This window comes from Calothrix sp. NIES-2098 (assembly GCF_963875125.1).
Lineage (GTDB): Bacteria > Cyanobacteriota > Cyanobacteriia > Cyanobacteriales > Nostocaceae > Aulosira.
The window spans coordinates 2,620,000-2,636,054 of the sequence record NZ_CAWNKJ010000001.1; the positions used below are offsets into that span (position 1 = coordinate 2,620,000).

Below are 16,055 nucleotides of genomic sequence, written 5' to 3' on the forward strand. Positions count from 1 at the left end.
TGTGATTTTTCATACCTTTGCGGGAACTCTAAGTTCAACGAGTTCAATAAATCAAGGTATTGGTGATGAAAATTACTGACCAACAATCAAACCTCTGGTTTCAATTGTTGTTGACAGCATTGACTACTGGATTTTTCACTTCAGGCATATCATCACCAACCTTGGCTCAGGTGACATCCGATGGCAGTACTAACACCAGTGTCAACGCTATTGGTAATGATTTCTCTATTCTCAATGGCATCAATAAAGGTAGTAATTTATTCCACAGCTTCAGTAATTTCTCTGTGCCGACAGGTGGCAGCGCCACCTTTGATTTAACCAATACGCCAAACATTACAACAATATTTAGTCGGGTAACTGGTGGAAATATTTCTCGTATTGATGGGTTAATTCAAACTCTTAATAGTAATAATCCCGTGAGTTTATTTTTGATGAATCCTAACGGGATTGTCTTTGGACAAAATGCCAGCTTGAATATTAGTGGTTCGTTTGTCGGAACAACAGCCAACAGTATTAAGTTTGCTGATGGCACAGAATTTAGTGCTGTAAATGCTTCTGAACCACCACTACTAACAATGAGTGTTCCGATTGGATTACAGATGGGACAAAATTCAGGGGGGATTAGTCTACAAGGGAGTGGACATAACATGACTGCCGGATTTTTTGCTCCTGCCGATCGCAGCCAAAATCCCATCGGATTACAAGTTGGAACAGGCAACAGTTTAACATTAATTGGTTCAGGGGTGAACTTCTCTGGAGGCGCGATCGCCACCAATGGAGGCGGACATCTGGAAGTCGGCAGTGTTAGCGCTGGGTCGATCGGACTCAATTCCACAGGACAAGGGTGGGTCGGGGATTACTCCGCCGTATCGCAATTTAACGATATTCATCTGGCGCGACAATCGCTGCTCGATGCCAGTGGTAGCAATGGCTCGATCCAAATTCAAGGACAAAATATCAGCTTGAGTGAAGGTTCCATTGCTATCATCCAAAACTTGGGAACGCAAACGTCTGGGGGGATGACAGTTCGTGCCACCGGAAGCCTGAGCCTGACGGGGAATACATCCGACGGTCAATCGGGCAGCCTGCTCCAACTCGACAACTTTGGAACGGGACAGACAGGCGATTTGAGCATCTTTGCCGCGCAGCTATCCGTCCAGAATGGCGGACAAATTATTGCTCAGACCTTCACTCCAGCACCCGGTAGCAATCTCAACGTTGATGTGACAGGAGACATCGATATTGAGGGCGGTGCTAGCGGCAATCCCAGAACCTTTTCCTTAATTGCTGTAAGGACGTGGAACTCCGGCAATGGAGGCAACATGACGGTTTCAGCCAAAAATCTCAGGCTGCTAGATGGTGGCGCTCTGGGAGCCCTTACCGTCCTAGGCTCCGGTCAGGCGGGAACGGTGCGAGTGACCGCAGCCGACTCCATCGAAATTGCGGGAAACAACCCGATTACCTTGGCACCGAGTAATCTCACTTCAGGAACTCTTAGCTCGGGAAATGGCAATAACGTCTACATCAATACGTCCAGATTAGTGGTTCGAGATGGGGGTTTGCTCGGTTCTAATACTTTCTCTACGGGTTCGGCGAGTAGCGTGACGATTAATGCTTCTCAATCGGTGGAGGTTAAAGGTCGAGGGGCTGGGTCGATCGTCCCGAGTCGCATCGCTTCCACTGCCGAGATTCTCGATCGGGCCACTCAAGCCGCCTTTGTACTTCCTCCTATTCCCAGTGGAAATGCGGGTTCTCTCACGATTAACACGCCGTCATTACGAGTTACCGATGAGGCAATTGTGTCAGTCAAAAATGATGGAACTGGTAAAGCTGGAGATTTACAGATAAATGCTAACTCAATTGTTCTAAACCAACAAGGCAATATCACTGCATCCACCGCCTCTGGTAACGGGGGAAATGTCAGATTAAACTTACAAGATTATCTGCTGATGCGTCACGATAGCGTTATTTCTGCTACATCTGCGGGCACTGGTAATGGTGGTAACTTGTCAATTACCTCGCCTGTGATTGTAGGTTTAGAAAACAGCGACATTATCGCCAATGCGATTCAAGGTCGTGGTGGTAATATTAACATCACTACTCAAGGTATTATCGGTCTAGAATACCGTAATACTCTAACTCCTAGAGCAGATTTGACCAATGATATTACAGCTAGTTCCGCATTTAATGTCAATGGTACAGTGGAAATTAATAATATTGGTATCGATCCCAATTCTGGTTTAGTTGAATTACCAGTAAATGTCACCGATCCATCCCAACAAATAGCTACAGGTTGTTCTGCCAATACTGGTAGTACTTTCGTGGCGACAGGACGAGGTGGTGTGCCGCAAAATCCGACAAGAGAAGTAGGGAGCGATCGCCCTTGGTCTGACACTCGCGACATCTCTGCATTCCATCACACACCAGCTTTACAAGCTCAAACACCTACAACACCGCAAGTTTTTGTACAGGCTACTTCCTGGCATCGCAACGCCTTTGGCAAAATTGAACTGGTTGCAGATAAATCTCCGACTCAGGTGCAACCGTCATTAACTTGCGCTGCTGTTCCTCAAATTTAATAAAGTTATTTTTAATATTTTTACGGGAACGCTAACTTTAGCGAGTTCGATAAATTAAGGTATTGGTGATGAGAATTACTGACAAACAATCAAACCTCTGGTTTCAATTGTTGTTAACAGCATGGATCGCTGGATTTTTCACTTCAAGCATATCATCACCAGCCTTAGCTCAAGTGACATCGGATAAGACGACTAACACCAGTGTCAGCGTTAATGGAAATGATTTTACCATTCTCAATGGCATTGATAAAGGAAATAATTTATTTCATAGCTTTAGTAATTTCTCAGTGCCGACAGGTGGTAGCGCCACCTTTGATTTAACCAATACGCCAAATATTACAACTATATTTAGTCGGGTGACAGGCGGTAATGTTTCTAATATTGATGGGTTGATTCGCACGCTCAATAGTAATAACCCAGTCAGTTTATTTTTGATGAATCCCAATGGTATTGTATTCGGGGCAAATGCCAGCCTGAATATCAGCGGTTCATTTGTGGGAACAACCGCAAATAGCATTAAGTTTGCAGATGGGACAGAATTTAGTACAACTAACTATGCTGCACCGTCATTATTGACTATGAGTGTACCCGTGGGGTTGCAAATGGGAAGTAATGCGGGAGCCATTCAAGTACAAGGATCGCCAGTTCAAGTGCAAAAGCATCCAGAGTTCGGGTTCGGTTTGTTCTTTCTTAGATTACCAACATTATCAGTGATTCCCAATCAGACTTTAGCACTTGTGGGTGGTCAGATTGATATTGATAGTGCCAGTATTTCTGCTCCTGATGGACATATCGAATTATGGGCGCTGCAAAATGGAGAAATTGCCCTAGGCAAAGAAACTGGATGGCAACTCACTTCTCAGCCAAATACTGTCAACGGAGGTACAATTACACTGCAACAAACTTCCTTCGTCACTGCGGATGGTAGCAACGGTGGCGCAATCAATATTTGGGGACGGGGATTAAGCTTACAGGATGGCTCGAACATTGGTGCAACAACCTTTGCTGGACAAGGAAAAGGTATTACCGTCCACACTACAGAATTTATCGATCTTTTAGGAACCACCGATCTTGTTAACCAACCTCTCTTCGCTGGGATCGGCACTTCCGTAGGCAATTCATTAGGATTACTTGTACTTCCAGGGCCACCAGCAACAGGACAAGCAGGAAATATAACTATCGAAACTGGACGTTTAAAGATGGCTAATGGAGCTTGGCTTGTGTCCAGCACTTCTGGCGATAACTCTAGAACTGGAGATATCACCATTCGCGCTACCGATGTGGATCTATTGGGATATGAAACTTTATCTGGATCTTCTGCAACTACAATTGCTAATTTACTTCTCTCTGGAAGCAATAATCAGAGTGGACAAGTTACTGTTGATACTCAAAGGGTTCACCTATTCAATGGTGGTCGTATTAGTAGTAGTGTGTTGGGAGGGAATGGTACAGGAGGAGAAGTCTCCATTCGAGCTACCGAGAGTTTAGAGATTCAAGGCGCTAACCCTGTTGGTATATTTAGTGCAGTTCTCGCTTCACTGGAAGCTGGTACAACAGGACAAGGAGGACGCATTTCCATCGATACAGGGAATCTAGTATTGTCAAATGGTGGGGGGATTACCAGCGAAGTAGTAGGTTCTCAAGTACCTTTCTTTGGCTTTTTTCTCCTAGGAGCAAACGGTACAGCAGGAGATATTGATATTCGAGCTGAAGATATACAAGTCAGCGAGCCGATGATTGATGGATATAGCCAAACTATCACAGGTATCAAAGCTTCTCTGGGTAATGGTTCTGTGGGTTCAGGTGGCAACATTAACCTGACAGCCAATAATTTACGTGTGTTCAACGGTGGACAAATTACTTCTTCTAGCTTGGGTCAAGGAAGTGCTGGTAGTGTTAACCTGCACGTGAAAAATCTTGACGTACAAGGAACTTCCCCAAACTTAATCAATGGTAGCTCTCTCAAGAGTGCGATCGCTGCTTCTTCTGATACTAGCTTTGCTGCGGGGTCTATAAATATCACATCAGATGCAGTGCGCGTCAGAGATAATGCGGAAATCACTGTCAGTAATACAAGCAGTGGTGATGCAGGCAACCTAAATATTACTGGTAATAACATCTTCCTCGACAATGGCGCAAATCTGCGTTCTGAGGTGAATGGCGGTGGTCAAGGTAACATCCACCTCAATGCCAATGATGTGCTGCTATTACGGCACGGCAGTAGCATCATCACCAATGCCCTTGAGACTTCCACAGGCGGCAACATAAATATCAAAGCGGGGTCGATTGTCGCTGTGCCAAAAGAAAACAGCGATATTTCGGCTAATGCTGTACTCGGAAGCGGTGGTAATATTCAAATCACGACTCAAGGTATTTTTGGGTTGCAATTTCAAGACCAACTCACCCCAAAAAGCGATATTACTGCCAGTTCTCAATTTGGTTTAAGTGGCACAGTTCAAGTTAATACCATCGGTGTTGACCCCAACTCAGGTTTAGTTGAACTACCAGCAAACCTCAGCGATCCATCCCAGAAAATTGCTATAGGTTGTGCTGCTGATACTAGTAGTACGTTTGTAGCAACGGGACGAGGGGGAATACCACAAAATCCCACACAAGAATTGAGGAGCGATCGCCCTTGGTCTGATACCCGCGACATCTCTGCATTCCATCACACACCAGCTTTACAAGCCCAAACACCTACAACACCGCAAGTTTTTGTACAGGCTACTTCCTGGCGTCGCAACGCCTTTGGCAAAATTGAGCTTGTTGCAGATAACTCTCCTACGAGTGTGCAACCATCATTAACCTGTGCTGCTGTTCTCAAGAGTTAATCTGCCTAAATAAATTTTTTCATGAAGATGCATATAATTAGCCTATAACGGGTTAGGAGCCACCAAATGAATTACAAGACAGCATACGACTGTTTTCTCTATTCCACGACTGTTCGGGTGGCTAACATCGGTCTTGGAACTATTGCCCAGTCCCCAGTTAAAGGAAAGAAAGAAATAGTTGTTAATCTATTCAATGGCGATCGCTGTAACACTGGGCTTCAGTACCTAAGCATTCCTCGTGCGCTTCATGACTAGAGGATAAGCGGGGCAATATTAATTATTGCTATGCGTTCTTATCTTGGTAATCGTGGAACTTGCAACAAATCCAATCCCCGTTCAAAGATTTCATCAATCGGTAACATTTGCCCGTCCGTAGTCATAAATTTATGGTCTTTTGTCGCCCGAATAATCGAACCATCTTCTAAACAATACTCAAATACTTCCTGTTGACCGCGATTATGCCACTGTGCTACAGGTTGAGTATAAACGTTGCCATTTTCATCAACACTATAAACGCTGCATTCCAATTGTTTTTCAACAATTTCACCAATCGGAATTAACCCATATTCTACTGTCAAAACTTCCGTGTCATAGCTTAAGCAATATTCGGCGAATTTCAACATATCGTCAAATAACTTCTCAGCTACTTGCTTTTTTACGCCGTTTTTAGTCGCACCATCAATAAACTTTTCTTGCTGCTTCTGCATTTCCGAAACTTTCTTTTTACCCATCGCCCGACGCAGCAAGTCGGCTTGTCCTAGCGAATATCCAGCCATATCCTGAGCAATTTTCATAATCTGCTCTTGATAGACCATGATTCCATAGGTTTCATTTAATATCGGTTCTAAAATCGCAGTTTCATAGTCAATATTTTCTCTACCGTGTTTGCGATTAATAAACTTAGGAATTAATCCCGCATCTAAAGGCCCCGGTCGATAAAGTGCCAAAATTGAAGAAATATCTTCAATATTAGATGGCTTCAAATCTCGCACTATCTGTTTCATCCCCGAAGATTCTAACTGAAATACTCCTTCTAACTCTCCAGCTTCTAATAATGCGTAAGCTTTTTGCACATCTTTTGGTAGAGTACTATGTTCGCCTTTCGCTAATATCCTCTGTGCTTTTCTTTCTTGTCCTGTAATTTCATCAGGATCGACGCGATAACCGTTAGTTTGTTCAATTAAATCGAGAGTCTTTTGAATCAAAGTTAAGTTACGCAGACCGAGAAAGTCCATCTTTAACAATCCCATTGATTCTAAATCTTCCATGAAATATTGGGTAATCACGGAACCGTCGTTATTTCTCTGTAACGGTACAATTTCATCAAGAGGATCGGCAGAAATTACCACACCTGCTGCATGAACGCCAAAGGTTTTGTTAGTTCCTTCAATGCGCATCGCCATGTCAATCCAATGGCGAACATGAGGTTCATTATCATACTTTTCTTTAAACTCTGGTGCTGGGGTGTCATCTGAAACCATCACTTTTAACTTAGTTGGTTTACCTCGCACCACCGGAATTAATTTGGCCATTTTGTCTGCTTCCCCATAGGGAATATTTAACACTCTGGCAACATCTTTTAATACTGATTTAGAAGTCAGACGGTTAAAGGTGATAATTTGCGCAACTCGATCGGCACCATATTTTTCTGTGACATAATCAATCACTTTGTCGCGTTTTTCAATGCAGAAATCCGTATCAATATCAGGCATGGATTTCCGTTCTGGATTCAAAAAACGCTCAAATAGCAGTCCATGATGCACGGGGTCGATGTTAGTAATTCGCATCGCATATGCTACTAAAGAACCCGCCGCAGAACCCCGTCCCGGCCCCACAGGAATATTATTATCTCTGGCAAATTTGATGTAATCCCACACAACGAGAAAGTATGTGGAGAAACCCATTTGCTGGAGCATTTTTAACTCATATTCCAGCCTTTCTTTGTATACGCGATCGACTTCATTGCGGGATTTGCGATTTAATCTTTCTAACAGTCCTTGCCAAGCAACTTCTTCTACATAGGTATCGGCTGTATGTCCAGAAGGTATGGGGTAATTGGGAATTCTCGGTTCACCCATTATCTGGTAAGGCTCGACTTTATCGGCAACTTCTTCAGTAGTTGCTACAGCTTCGGCAATGACATCTTCTGGTAAATGATCGCGAAATAGCAGCTGCATCTCTTCGGCAGATTTGAGATATTCTGTGCCGCTATATCGCATCCGATTTTCTTCAATAATGAGCTTGCCTGTTTGAATGCACAGCAAAGCGTCGTGGGCTTCTACGTCATAACAAGAAATAAAATGAGAATCATTAGTAGCAACAACTTTAATACCTAATTCTTTGGCAATTTTAATAATTTCGACGTTAACAATTCGGTCTTCTTGAGAACCGTGGTCTTGAATTTCTAAATAATAGTCATCACCAAATACATCTTTATACCATTGAGCAACTTTCCGAGCTGCATCTGGCCTGCCGCTAAGAATTGCTTGGGGAACTTCTCCACCCAAACAAGCACTGGTGACAATTAAACCTTCATGATATTCTTTTAATAATTCTTTGTTAATACAAGGACGAGAAAAAATACCTTTTCCCTGTACACCTTTAAGATGAGAAATTGTAGTTAATTTGACTAAATTTTTATAACCTTTAGTATTTTTAGCTAAAACAACTTGATGATAACGAGGACGACGTTCTTGCTTTTCGATATCGCCATTAATTATATACATTTCATTGCCAAGAATTGGCTTAATGTTCTTACTGCGGCAGATTTTGATCAGTTCCACCGCACCGTACATCACACCGTGATCCGTAAGCGCGATCGCTTTCATCCCCAAGGCGATCGCCCGATCCACCAACTCTGGCAGCTGACTAGCCCCATCGAGCAAGCTGTAGTCACTGTGAATATGTAAAGGCACAAAGGACATATCGATCTCCAACCACAAGCTGACGATAGCTCGCAGGGCATACTAATCACATACCCCTTTGAGCAGGATTCTGCAAAGAAAGCAACGGGATCTTAGATTAACGCTTTTGTGGAAATTTCACTTCCGCAAGTGATGTTTAAATAGTTACAGCAGTCCAGTTACCGAGCATATAGCAATGACTGAACCAGAGACCATTACTTCGCTTGACACCAAAACCCGTCCTTGGTGGCTGCGTATTCCTCTGACAATACAAATTGTTATCGCCCTAGTGCTTGCTGTTAGCTTAGGAATTGCCCTCGGCGCAGGAAATCCTAGCCCAGACAATGCCACTTTAATTACTAATTTAGCAATTCCAGCAGAATTGGTGCTGAAGGCACTCCGCGCCCTAGCTACGCCGCTAATTTTGGTAGCAGTGCTGCACACCTTCATGACTACCAATATTCCTGGTACAGCAGGTAGGCGGTTAGCAGTACTGCTGTTAACAAACACTACGGTCGCTATTTTGGTCGGGTTATTTGTCGCCAACGTTCTGCGTCCTGGTAGTTGGGGAAGTTTAGCAGCCCCAACAGGTACGGAAGTAACCAGTCACAGTCTTGACCCTTGGGGTTTATTTAAAGATGCTGTTCCAGATGCGATCCTCAAACCTCTAGTCGATAATAACGTTATCCAACTCATTGTGATTGCCCTTTCCTTTGGTATTGTGCTACGGGCATTAAAATCAGAACAAATTGCCCAAGGTAAAACAGCATACCAACCAATAGAAGATGTCATTGGGATTTTATTTGAGGCGGTAATTCGGATTCTGAATTGGGTAATTGCTCTAGTCCCCTTGGCTGTGTTTGGTATTGTGGCGAAAACTGTTGCCGAAAAAGGTTTTTCTCCCTTCCAATCTTTAGGGGCGTTTATTGTAGCGGTTTTAGTAGCTCTGGCATTACAGGCTTGCTACTATCTCACGAGAGTACAATTCGGTTCTTGGGTAAATCCTTTAAGGTTTCTCGCTGGTGGTTCTGATGCGTTTTTGACAGCTTTTTCCACATCTTCTTCAACGGTGACAATGCCAATTACCTTTGAGATTTTGCAAACCAAAATCGGTTTAAGGGAATCTTCAGCTTCTTTAGGCGCATTGGTTGGGGCAAACTTTAACAATGATGGTACAGCCCTGTATGAAGCGATGTCTGCATTGTATATTTCCCAAGTATTGGGGCAACATTTAAGTTTAGGGCAACAGTTAATTGTCGTCCTGACGTCGATTTTTGCATCCGTAGGCGCAGCCGGTATTCCAAATGCAGGATTGGTAACAATGACTTTGGTGTTTACTTCCGTGGGCTTGCCGACACAGTATATTGCTTTATTGGTGACAGTTGATTGGTTTTTGGATCGTTGTCGCACTGCAATTAATGTCATGGGAGATATGACTGTCAGTGCTTTATTAGACGGTAAAAAGCCCCGTACTTTAGACGAGGCTTAATTAATATGCACCCTTAATAATAATCATTTAATGTTGTTGAGGCCCCTTGGCATCACATTCTCTATGCCAACACCGTTCTAAAAGTTGAATTCGCCATATAGCAGCAAAAGTATGAGGATTCCATATCAATTTAGTCTGTTTACTAAATAAGGGCTGGTTGAGATAATGCCAAAGTGGAAATTGAATCTTTTTTAGTTTAGGAGCCATAGGAAAAAGGTCTCAAGAGGCTATTTCGCAGTCTAGTTAAAGATTAAACAATGATATACACAATCGTCCTGGTGACAATTGCGGAAAACTACTAAATTTTATTGCAAAAATCATGAGAATATCCTTAGCAGGAGAAATTTTCTCTCAAAGCTATTTTTTCTGCAAATATCTAGCTGATTTCGGCTCTAAGAAGACTTAAGCTAGGGTTTTGAAGCTGTTACTACGCGGTAAGCTAACTCAGCTTATTCGTTTGAGCCTAGAGTATTTATAACGATTTTCAGGGAATCTAAAAATTGTGGCGATGCGATCGCATAAAATTACCTTACTCATAGCGACTTAGGGTATAGCAATGTTAAATATATGGTGCTTCAGCAATCTCAGTAAATATCTCACCGTGGCAAATAGAGAGTGAGCGATCGCCAGCATGAGATAATAGAAGCAAAAATGCGGGTGCCCAACTCTTGACTCTGTAGTATGCACTAAACTAGTTATTTGTAGTGTTAGTGTTATAAAGTCCTGTTGATAACTGTTTTATGGTGACTAGACTTTCCACATCACCAACTATAGCTCCCGAACGGTCTAATCAAGTTACCCGCAAGCTATACCCAAATTACAAAGTTATCGTTTTAAATGATGACTTTAATACATTTCAGCACGTGGCTGAATGTTTGATGAAGTATATTCCGGGAATGACCAGCGATCACGCTTGGGATTTGACTAACCAAATACATTATGAAGGTCAAGCGATCGTCTGGGTAGGGCCACAAGAACCAGCAGAACTCTATCACCAACAACTGCGACGTGCGGGGTTGACAATGGCTCCGCTAGAGGCAGCTTAAATAATGGGCAAACCTAATGATGGTAGACTAGTCTGGAATCACTCGACCCACATTCACGGCCTCATTCCCATATTAGAACGTCTGTGTCAGCAGCATGGCATTCAAACTGTGACACCAGGCGTCATCGGGCGAGTTAAAGGTCATGCTCCCAAAATGCAACTGCGCGTGTCTGTACCAATTCGCGGGGGTTATAAGGTCATCGCCCGCCAAGGAAAGACGGTACAGGAGGTATTTATCTTGACGAGTTTAGATCGAGATAGTTTTGAAGAGGCGATCGCGATCGCTATGAAAAGTTAATCACTTCCATAGTCAATAGTCCATAGTTTATCGACTATGCACTGTTGACTCTCAACTATTCTTCTACTTGATGTACTGCAAATCTGTGGAGTGGTAAACTTAGGATACAAGAAAATGTTAAGAAATATGACAGAGCCGTAGTTATTTTTAAAGACATTACTACTGGTTCCCAGCTAGGCAAGATAATTTTTTCTAAGCCAAAAGCAACACAATAAACTAGCCAGTAAGTAAAGCTCATTCTAAATAGAATCTGCTCTGTTTCCTCCATCTCATCTTTTTGCTGCTTGCTATCCCAAAGCATCAATAGACCAAGGATACAAGCAATAAAGGAAACAACAACTACAAACTCATGACACCAAATGTTTACCGAATGCATTGGTCTCGATCCCAATATTTTGTAATTGAGATCAGTCTAAAGGAATAGGCCTTGCGGTTGCACAAAATAGTTACAAACTGCAATAGAAAGTTCGCGATTATGTAACTAATTGCAACAAAGATGTTAGCTAAACAAAGCAATTATTGGAGAAAAATTGCATTTAAATTCAATATTTCTCTCAAAAACACGAGCTAACACAAATTGCTTGCGATCGCAAACAATCATTGCTCTAATCGGGAAATAAATCCCAATTCTGAGCTTTACACCATCAAGTTCCTAAGGATGGGCAAAAGCCAGATTTATCTAGGTCTAAATACCAGTCTCTTTGTAAAGCAAATTTAACTAAACTATTGCACAAGATGAAGCTAGCATTTATTACAGCTACTCCCCAAAATGCCAAATTAGGAAGCGGAACCTTTGTCGGAAATGCCCACTTAATTGCTCAATTGCGATCGCAGGGTCATAAAGTTGATGTGTTCGCGCCAAAACAAACATCTGGATTGATGGGTTATATGGTGCAGCGTTTCCGGTGGAACTGGGGACTCGATCCGCTAGATTTCGACCAATACGATGCAGTCATTGGTCTAGATATGGATGGTTACACGATTGGCGATCGCATCAAAGCGCCTTTTATAGCTTATATTCACGGCATTATCGCGGACGAAGCCAAGTTTGAACGCGGTTGGGTACGTACCTCTTTAGAGTTAATGGCAAAAGCAGAGCGAGTTAGCGTTCATCGTGCAAATATGGCGATCGCTACTAGTGAGTATTCCAGCGCTAGACTCAGCCAACTTTATAACTATAAAGGAGACATCGAAATTGTCCCGCCTCCCATTGATGTGCAAGGGTGGGATCGGGCTTTAGCATCTGTAACTGATATTGAGGAAAACAAAGTAAATTCGCGTCCGACAATATTATGTGTCGGCGTACAGTATCCCAGAAAAAATGTTGCTACTTTAATCCGAGCCACAGCAATTCTCCGTCGTCAAATACCAGATGTGGAAGTGCGAATTGCTAGTCGGGGGCCAGAGTGGAACAACCTCCGTCGTCTGACTCAAGAACTCGATTTAAATCAAAATGTGACGTTTCTTGGTTACGTCCCCTATGAAGATTTAGTCCGCGAGTATGTCCGTTGTCATGTATTCTGTTTACCAAGTCTGCAAGAAGGGTTTGGTATTGTGTTTGCAGAAGCAATGGCTAGCTGTAAGCCAATTGTTGCCAGTCGTTCGTCTTCTACACCTGAGTTGATTGAACATGGCGTACAAGGTTTACTAGCCAATCCTTTAGATTCCGAAGATTTGGCACGTCAGTTAGCAGAAGTACTGTTATCGCCACAAACAGCTTTGGCACTAGGCAAAGCAGGTCGTGCTAAAGTTGTCGAATTTGATGCGCCTGCGATCGCGCAAAAATTCACTCAGTTGCTCAGTAAACTCTAAAATCTCAAATCTACAATGCTATTAAAACCTCATCATCAACTTGGCCAAATGTTGTGGCGATCGCTATTTATTATTTTACTGTGTATATTTTTACTCGCACTCGGCGGTTGTCAAACTGTTAAGCAAGCAGACAATCAAATCGTGCATCTCACTCTTTGGCATGGGATAAATCCGCCTAGCAATCGGGATATATTTCAAAAACTAGTAGATAAATTTAATCAGACTCATTCTGATATTCAGATAGATTCTATTTACGCGGGTCAACTCGATCAACAAATCCCCAAAGTTTTAACAGCAGTTATTGGCAATGCTCAACCTGATATTTTGTTCTTCAATCCCCAAATTACAGGTCAATTTGTAGAATTGGGAGCAATTTATCCCTTGGAGGATTGGTTAAATAAATCGCCAATCAAGTCGGAAATTATTCAAAATTGCTTTGGCGAGATGTCTTTAAATGGACATATTTGGTCAGTTCCTTTATTTGCTGGTAATGTCGGCATTTTTTACAGACGCGATCTGTTTAAAGCGGCGGGGATTACCGAATTACCAAAAACTTGGGAAGAATTACGGGAAGTAGCTAAAAAACTAACAGTAGATTTGAATGGCGACAAAAGGCCAGATCGGTATGGAATGTTAATGCCCCTTGGTAAAGGAGAATGGACAGTTTTTACATGGTTTCCTTTTTTATTAAGTAGTGGGGGAACGCTGGTAGAAAATAATCATCCAAATCTAGTTAGCCCAAGTGCGATCGCTGCTTTACAATTTTGGCAAAACTTGATTAAAGATGGTTCTACTAAATTTTCTGCACCCGAACGGGGATATGAAGAAGATGATTTCATTGCTGGGCGGGTTGCTATGCAGTTAACAGGGCCTTGGACGTTCATTATGCAAAGTAAAGTTGATTTTGATGTACTTCCCATTCCCGCTAACCGCCAACCAGCAACAGTGCTTGCTAGTGGCAATTTATTTGTCATGAAAACTACACCCAAAAGACAACAAGCTTCGTTGAAATTTTTAGAATACGTTCTTAGTGAAGAATTCCAAACTGAATGGAGTATTGGCTCAGGTTTTTTACCAGTAAATATTAAATCTGCTCAAAGCCAAGCTTACCAAGAATTTATTCAGAAAAAGCCTGCTATGAAAGTTTTTCTTGAGCAAATGTCTGTATCAGGTTCTCGACCAATTATTTCTGGTTACAGTCGCGTTTCCGAAAGTCTTGGTAGAGCAATTGAAGCTACAATGCTAGGTACGCCTCCAGAAACAGCTCTCAAAAAATTCCAAGCATATCTAGATTTAATGCGGTCTGGAAATTCCTACTAAATACATTTAGCGCACCGCATACAAATTGTAAGTATCAACGTATGTAGTTGGTAACTCTGCTCTTTTTTCTAGCTCAATCTTAAATCCTTGAGAGATTAACAATTTTTGAATTTTATCTAGTCGTCCTTGTTTATTATGAACTTCCCCAACTATTTGCTTGATTTTAGGCCAGTCCTTGTCAGCTATACCTTGGAGAACTTCATATTCTGCACCTTCAACATCAATTTTTAATAAATCTATAGAATCAATGCCTAATTCATTGATGACAGAAGATAAAGTTTTTACCTCACATTTTACTTGTTGTTCTTCTTGAAAAAAGCTAGCGAATAAGTCTTCTATCGGCTCTGAATTTATTTCTTCCTTGACATCATCTGCATCTGCTATGATGTCTCCTGGTTTTGTGGTGGAATTACCAGCCATATTCGGATAAAAAACAAATATCTTTTCAGGATTGTCTTCTGAACTGATCCCATAATTGAATAATTGAACATTATCAAGATTATATAGACGAGTATTTTCTTTTAGTATGAAAAATGTTTGCTCGATCGGCTCAAAAGCATAAATTTTTACTTGCTTTTGAATGCTGTTAACAAACAAAGAAAATAAGCCAATATTTGCGCCAACATCAAATATACAATCTCCTTCATTGATGACAATGCCATGTCTGAGATATTGCTGCTCGGTAAATATTTCTGAATATATATATTCGGTCTCTTCGGGGCTACTAATATAATAAAATTCCAGCTCGTTAGCAAAAGACATTTTTTTGCGGCTCATTCTTGACTTCCTAGTGAATTTTGGAGATTAACTTAGCGATAGATAAAGCAATCCTCATTTTACTAAATACTGGTCAATTCCCAGCAGTCTCAAAAAAAGCATTGCTTGATACCTCATTCCTCACCCCAAGTTCGCAATTGCAAATATACAAACACTAACGTTACTGCTAGTAATACCGTCGCGGCCGCAGCTGCATAACCAAAATCAAATTGCCCAAAAGCTTCTTGATAAATGTAATAAACCAGCAAATTTGTAGAATTTAGCGGCCCGCCGCCTGTAATCACATAAACTTGCTCAAAACTTCGTAAGGTGAAAATTGCAGTGGTGACAATGGCAAATATTAAAGTAGGTCGCAAACCGGGGAGGGTAATATGCCAAAATTGTTGCCAGCCATTTGCGCCATCTAGTTCCGCAGCTTCGTAACGACTGGGAGGAATTGCCTGCAATCCTGCTAAGAACACCACCATATTAAAACCCAGTTGTTTCCAAATACTCAATAAAATTAGTACTGGCATAGCCCAAACAGTGTCTCCCAACCAAGGAATAGATGGGATACCAAATATATTTAATAAGGCATTTACCGGGCCAGTGGTTTGAAATAGCCAGCGAAATCCTAGCCCAGCAGCTACCAAGGAAATAATTGAAGGTAAAAAATAAGCACTGCGGATCAAGCCCCGCCAAGCTAGAGAACGGTTTAATAATGCTGCCAAGCCTAGGGGAATAACTAAACTGGGAATGACTGTGGCAACGGTAAAATAAACAGTGTTACCTAGAACTTGCCAAAAATCAGAATTGAATAGCAAGCGCGAATAATTTTTTAAGCCTACTAAATAAATGCCTTTGGAGGTAAAACTACCAGCCGTGAAACTGAGGTAAAACAAATAGGCGATCGGCCAAATAATAAACAGGCCGAGTAAAATCAATGCTGGTGTCAGAAAAATCCAGGCGGCAACTGTATCATTATCGAGCAGTTGCATATCTGAAGAACGGGCTGTTTTCAT

Annotated in this window: 13 protein-coding genes; 8 read left to right on the forward strand and 5 right to left on the reverse strand. The window is 42.0% G+C overall.

Annotation, left to right across the window (positions count from 1 at the left end):
- The first annotated feature begins 65 nt into the window (after positions 1-65).
- The 3 genes from AACU33_RS10995 (at position 66) to AACU33_RS11005 (ending at position 5,665) form a co-directional block, all read left to right on the forward strand.
- A complete protein-coding gene (locus AACU33_RS10995) occupies positions 66-2,579 on the forward strand; it encodes a two-partner secretion domain-containing protein (protein ID WP_096588538.1) in 2,514 nt (837 codons plus the stop codon).
- Between the two features lie 68 nt (positions 2,580-2,647).
- The gene (locus AACU33_RS11000; RefSeq protein WP_339375923.1) at positions 2,648-5,410 is read left to right on the forward strand and encodes an S-layer family protein; all 2,763 of its coding nucleotides are present in this window, start codon (positions 2,648-2,650) and stop codon (positions 5,408-5,410) included.
- Positions 5,411-5,476: 66 nt separating this feature from the next.
- Positions 5,477-5,665: a hypothetical protein gene (locus tag AACU33_RS11005; protein WP_339375924.1), complete on the forward strand. Its 189-nt coding sequence runs from the start codon at positions 5,477-5,479 to the stop codon at positions 5,663-5,665.
- Between the two features lie 38 nt (positions 5,666-5,703).
- Here the strand turns inward: AACU33_RS11005 and AACU33_RS11010 are convergent, their stop codons facing one another.
- Positions 5,704-8,334 carry a DNA polymerase III subunit alpha gene (locus AACU33_RS11010; RefSeq protein ID WP_096588540.1) on the reverse strand — a complete coding sequence of 877 codons (2,631 nt, stop codon included), beginning with the start codon at positions 8,332-8,334 and terminating at the stop codon, positions 5,704-5,706.
- A gap of 175 nt (positions 8,335-8,509) precedes the next feature.
- Here AACU33_RS11010 and AACU33_RS11015 point away from each other — a divergent pair, with 175 nt between their 5' ends.
- Positions 8,510-9,802 (forward strand): dicarboxylate/amino acid:cation symporter, encoded by a 1,293-nt coding sequence (locus AACU33_RS11015; protein WP_096588541.1) that lies wholly within the window; start codon positions 8,510-8,512, stop codon positions 9,800-9,802.
- A gap of 27 nt (positions 9,803-9,829) precedes the next feature.
- Here the strand turns inward: AACU33_RS11015 and AACU33_RS11020 are convergent, their stop codons facing one another.
- Positions 9,830-10,009 (reverse strand): hypothetical protein, encoded by a 180-nt coding sequence (locus AACU33_RS11020; RefSeq protein ID WP_096588542.1) that lies wholly within the window; start codon positions 10,007-10,009, stop codon positions 9,830-9,832.
- A gap of 533 nt (positions 10,010-10,542) precedes the next feature.
- Here AACU33_RS11020 and clpS point away from each other — a divergent pair.
- Positions 10,543-10,848 carry an ATP-dependent Clp protease adapter ClpS gene (clpS, locus tag AACU33_RS11025; protein ID WP_096588543.1) on the forward strand — a complete coding sequence of 102 codons (306 nt, stop codon included), beginning with the start codon at positions 10,543-10,545 and terminating at the stop codon, positions 10,846-10,848.
- A 3-nt stretch (positions 10,849-10,851) separates the two neighbouring features.
- A complete protein-coding gene (locus tag AACU33_RS11030) occupies positions 10,852-11,145 on the forward strand; it encodes a DUF2103 domain-containing protein (RefSeq protein ID WP_096588544.1) in 294 nt (97 codons plus the stop codon).
- A 55-nt stretch (positions 11,146-11,200) separates the two neighbouring features.
- On the opposite strand, the gene AACU33_RS11035 is transcribed toward AACU33_RS11030, so the two are convergent.
- A complete protein-coding gene (locus tag AACU33_RS11035) occupies positions 11,201-11,521 on the reverse strand; it encodes a hypothetical protein (protein ID WP_096588545.1) in 321 nt (106 codons plus the stop codon).
- Between the two features lie 359 nt (positions 11,522-11,880).
- On the opposite strand from AACU33_RS11035, the gene AACU33_RS11040 reads away from it, so the two are divergent.
- Positions 11,881-12,957 carry a glycosyltransferase family 4 protein gene (locus tag AACU33_RS11040; protein ID WP_096588546.1) on the forward strand — a complete coding sequence of 359 codons (1,077 nt, stop codon included), beginning with the start codon at positions 11,881-11,883 and terminating at the stop codon, positions 12,955-12,957.
- A gap of 48 nt (positions 12,958-13,005) precedes the next feature.
- Entirely contained in the window at positions 13,006-14,277 is a 1,272-nt protein-coding gene (locus tag AACU33_RS11045; protein ID WP_445291785.1) for an ABC transporter substrate-binding protein, read from the forward strand.
- Between the two features lie 6 nt (positions 14,278-14,283).
- Here the strand turns inward: AACU33_RS11045 and AACU33_RS11050 are convergent, their stop codons facing one another.
- Both AACU33_RS11050 and AACU33_RS11055 read right to left on the reverse strand, forming a co-directional pair.
- Complete coding sequence (locus AACU33_RS11050) at positions 14,284-15,054, reverse strand: FkbM family methyltransferase (RefSeq protein ID WP_096588548.1); 771 nt, start codon at positions 15,052-15,054, stop codon at positions 14,284-14,286.
- A gap of 113 nt (positions 15,055-15,167) precedes the next feature.
- Complete coding sequence (locus AACU33_RS11055) at positions 15,168-16,055, reverse strand: carbohydrate ABC transporter permease (RefSeq protein WP_096588549.1); 888 nt, start codon at positions 16,053-16,055, stop codon at positions 15,168-15,170.

Coding starts and splice junctions, on each gene's coding strand:
- AACU33_RS10995 (WP_096588538.1), top strand. CDS start 66: ATGAAAATTACTGACCAACAATCAAACCTCTGGTTTCAATTGTTGTTG.
- AACU33_RS11000 (WP_339375923.1), top strand. CDS start 2,648: ATGAGAATTACTGACAAACAATCAAACCTCTGGTTTCAATTGTTGTTA.
- AACU33_RS11005 (WP_339375924.1), top strand. CDS start 5,477: ATGAATTACAAGACAGCATACGACTGTTTTCTCTATTCCACGACTGTT.
- AACU33_RS11010 (WP_096588540.1), bottom strand. CDS start 8,334: ATGTCCTTTGTGCCTTTACATATTCACAGTGACTACAGCTTGCTCGAT.
- AACU33_RS11015 (WP_096588541.1), top strand. CDS start 8,510: ATGACTGAACCAGAGACCATTACTTCGCTTGACACCAAAACCCGTCCT.
- AACU33_RS11020 (WP_096588542.1), bottom strand. CDS start 10,009: ATGGCTCCTAAACTAAAAAAGATTCAATTTCCACTTTGGCATTATCTC.
- clpS (WP_096588543.1), top strand. CDS start 10,543: ATGGTGACTAGACTTTCCACATCACCAACTATAGCTCCCGAACGGTCT.
- AACU33_RS11030 (WP_096588544.1), top strand. CDS start 10,852: ATGGGCAAACCTAATGATGGTAGACTAGTCTGGAATCACTCGACCCAC.
- AACU33_RS11035 (WP_096588545.1), bottom strand. CDS start 11,521: ATGCATTCGGTAAACATTTGGTGTCATGAGTTTGTAGTTGTTGTTTCC.
- AACU33_RS11040 (WP_096588546.1), top strand. CDS start 11,881: ATGAAGCTAGCATTTATTACAGCTACTCCCCAAAATGCCAAATTAGGA.
- AACU33_RS11045 (WP_445291785.1), top strand. CDS start 13,006: ATGTTGTGGCGATCGCTATTTATTATTTTACTGTGTATATTTTTACTC.
- AACU33_RS11050 (WP_096588548.1), bottom strand. CDS start 15,054: ATGAGCCGCAAAAAAATGTCTTTTGCTAACGAGCTGGAATTTTATTAT.
- AACU33_RS11055 (WP_096588549.1), bottom strand. CDS start 16,055: ATGAAAACAGCCCGTTCTTCAGATATGCAACTGCTCGATAATGATACA.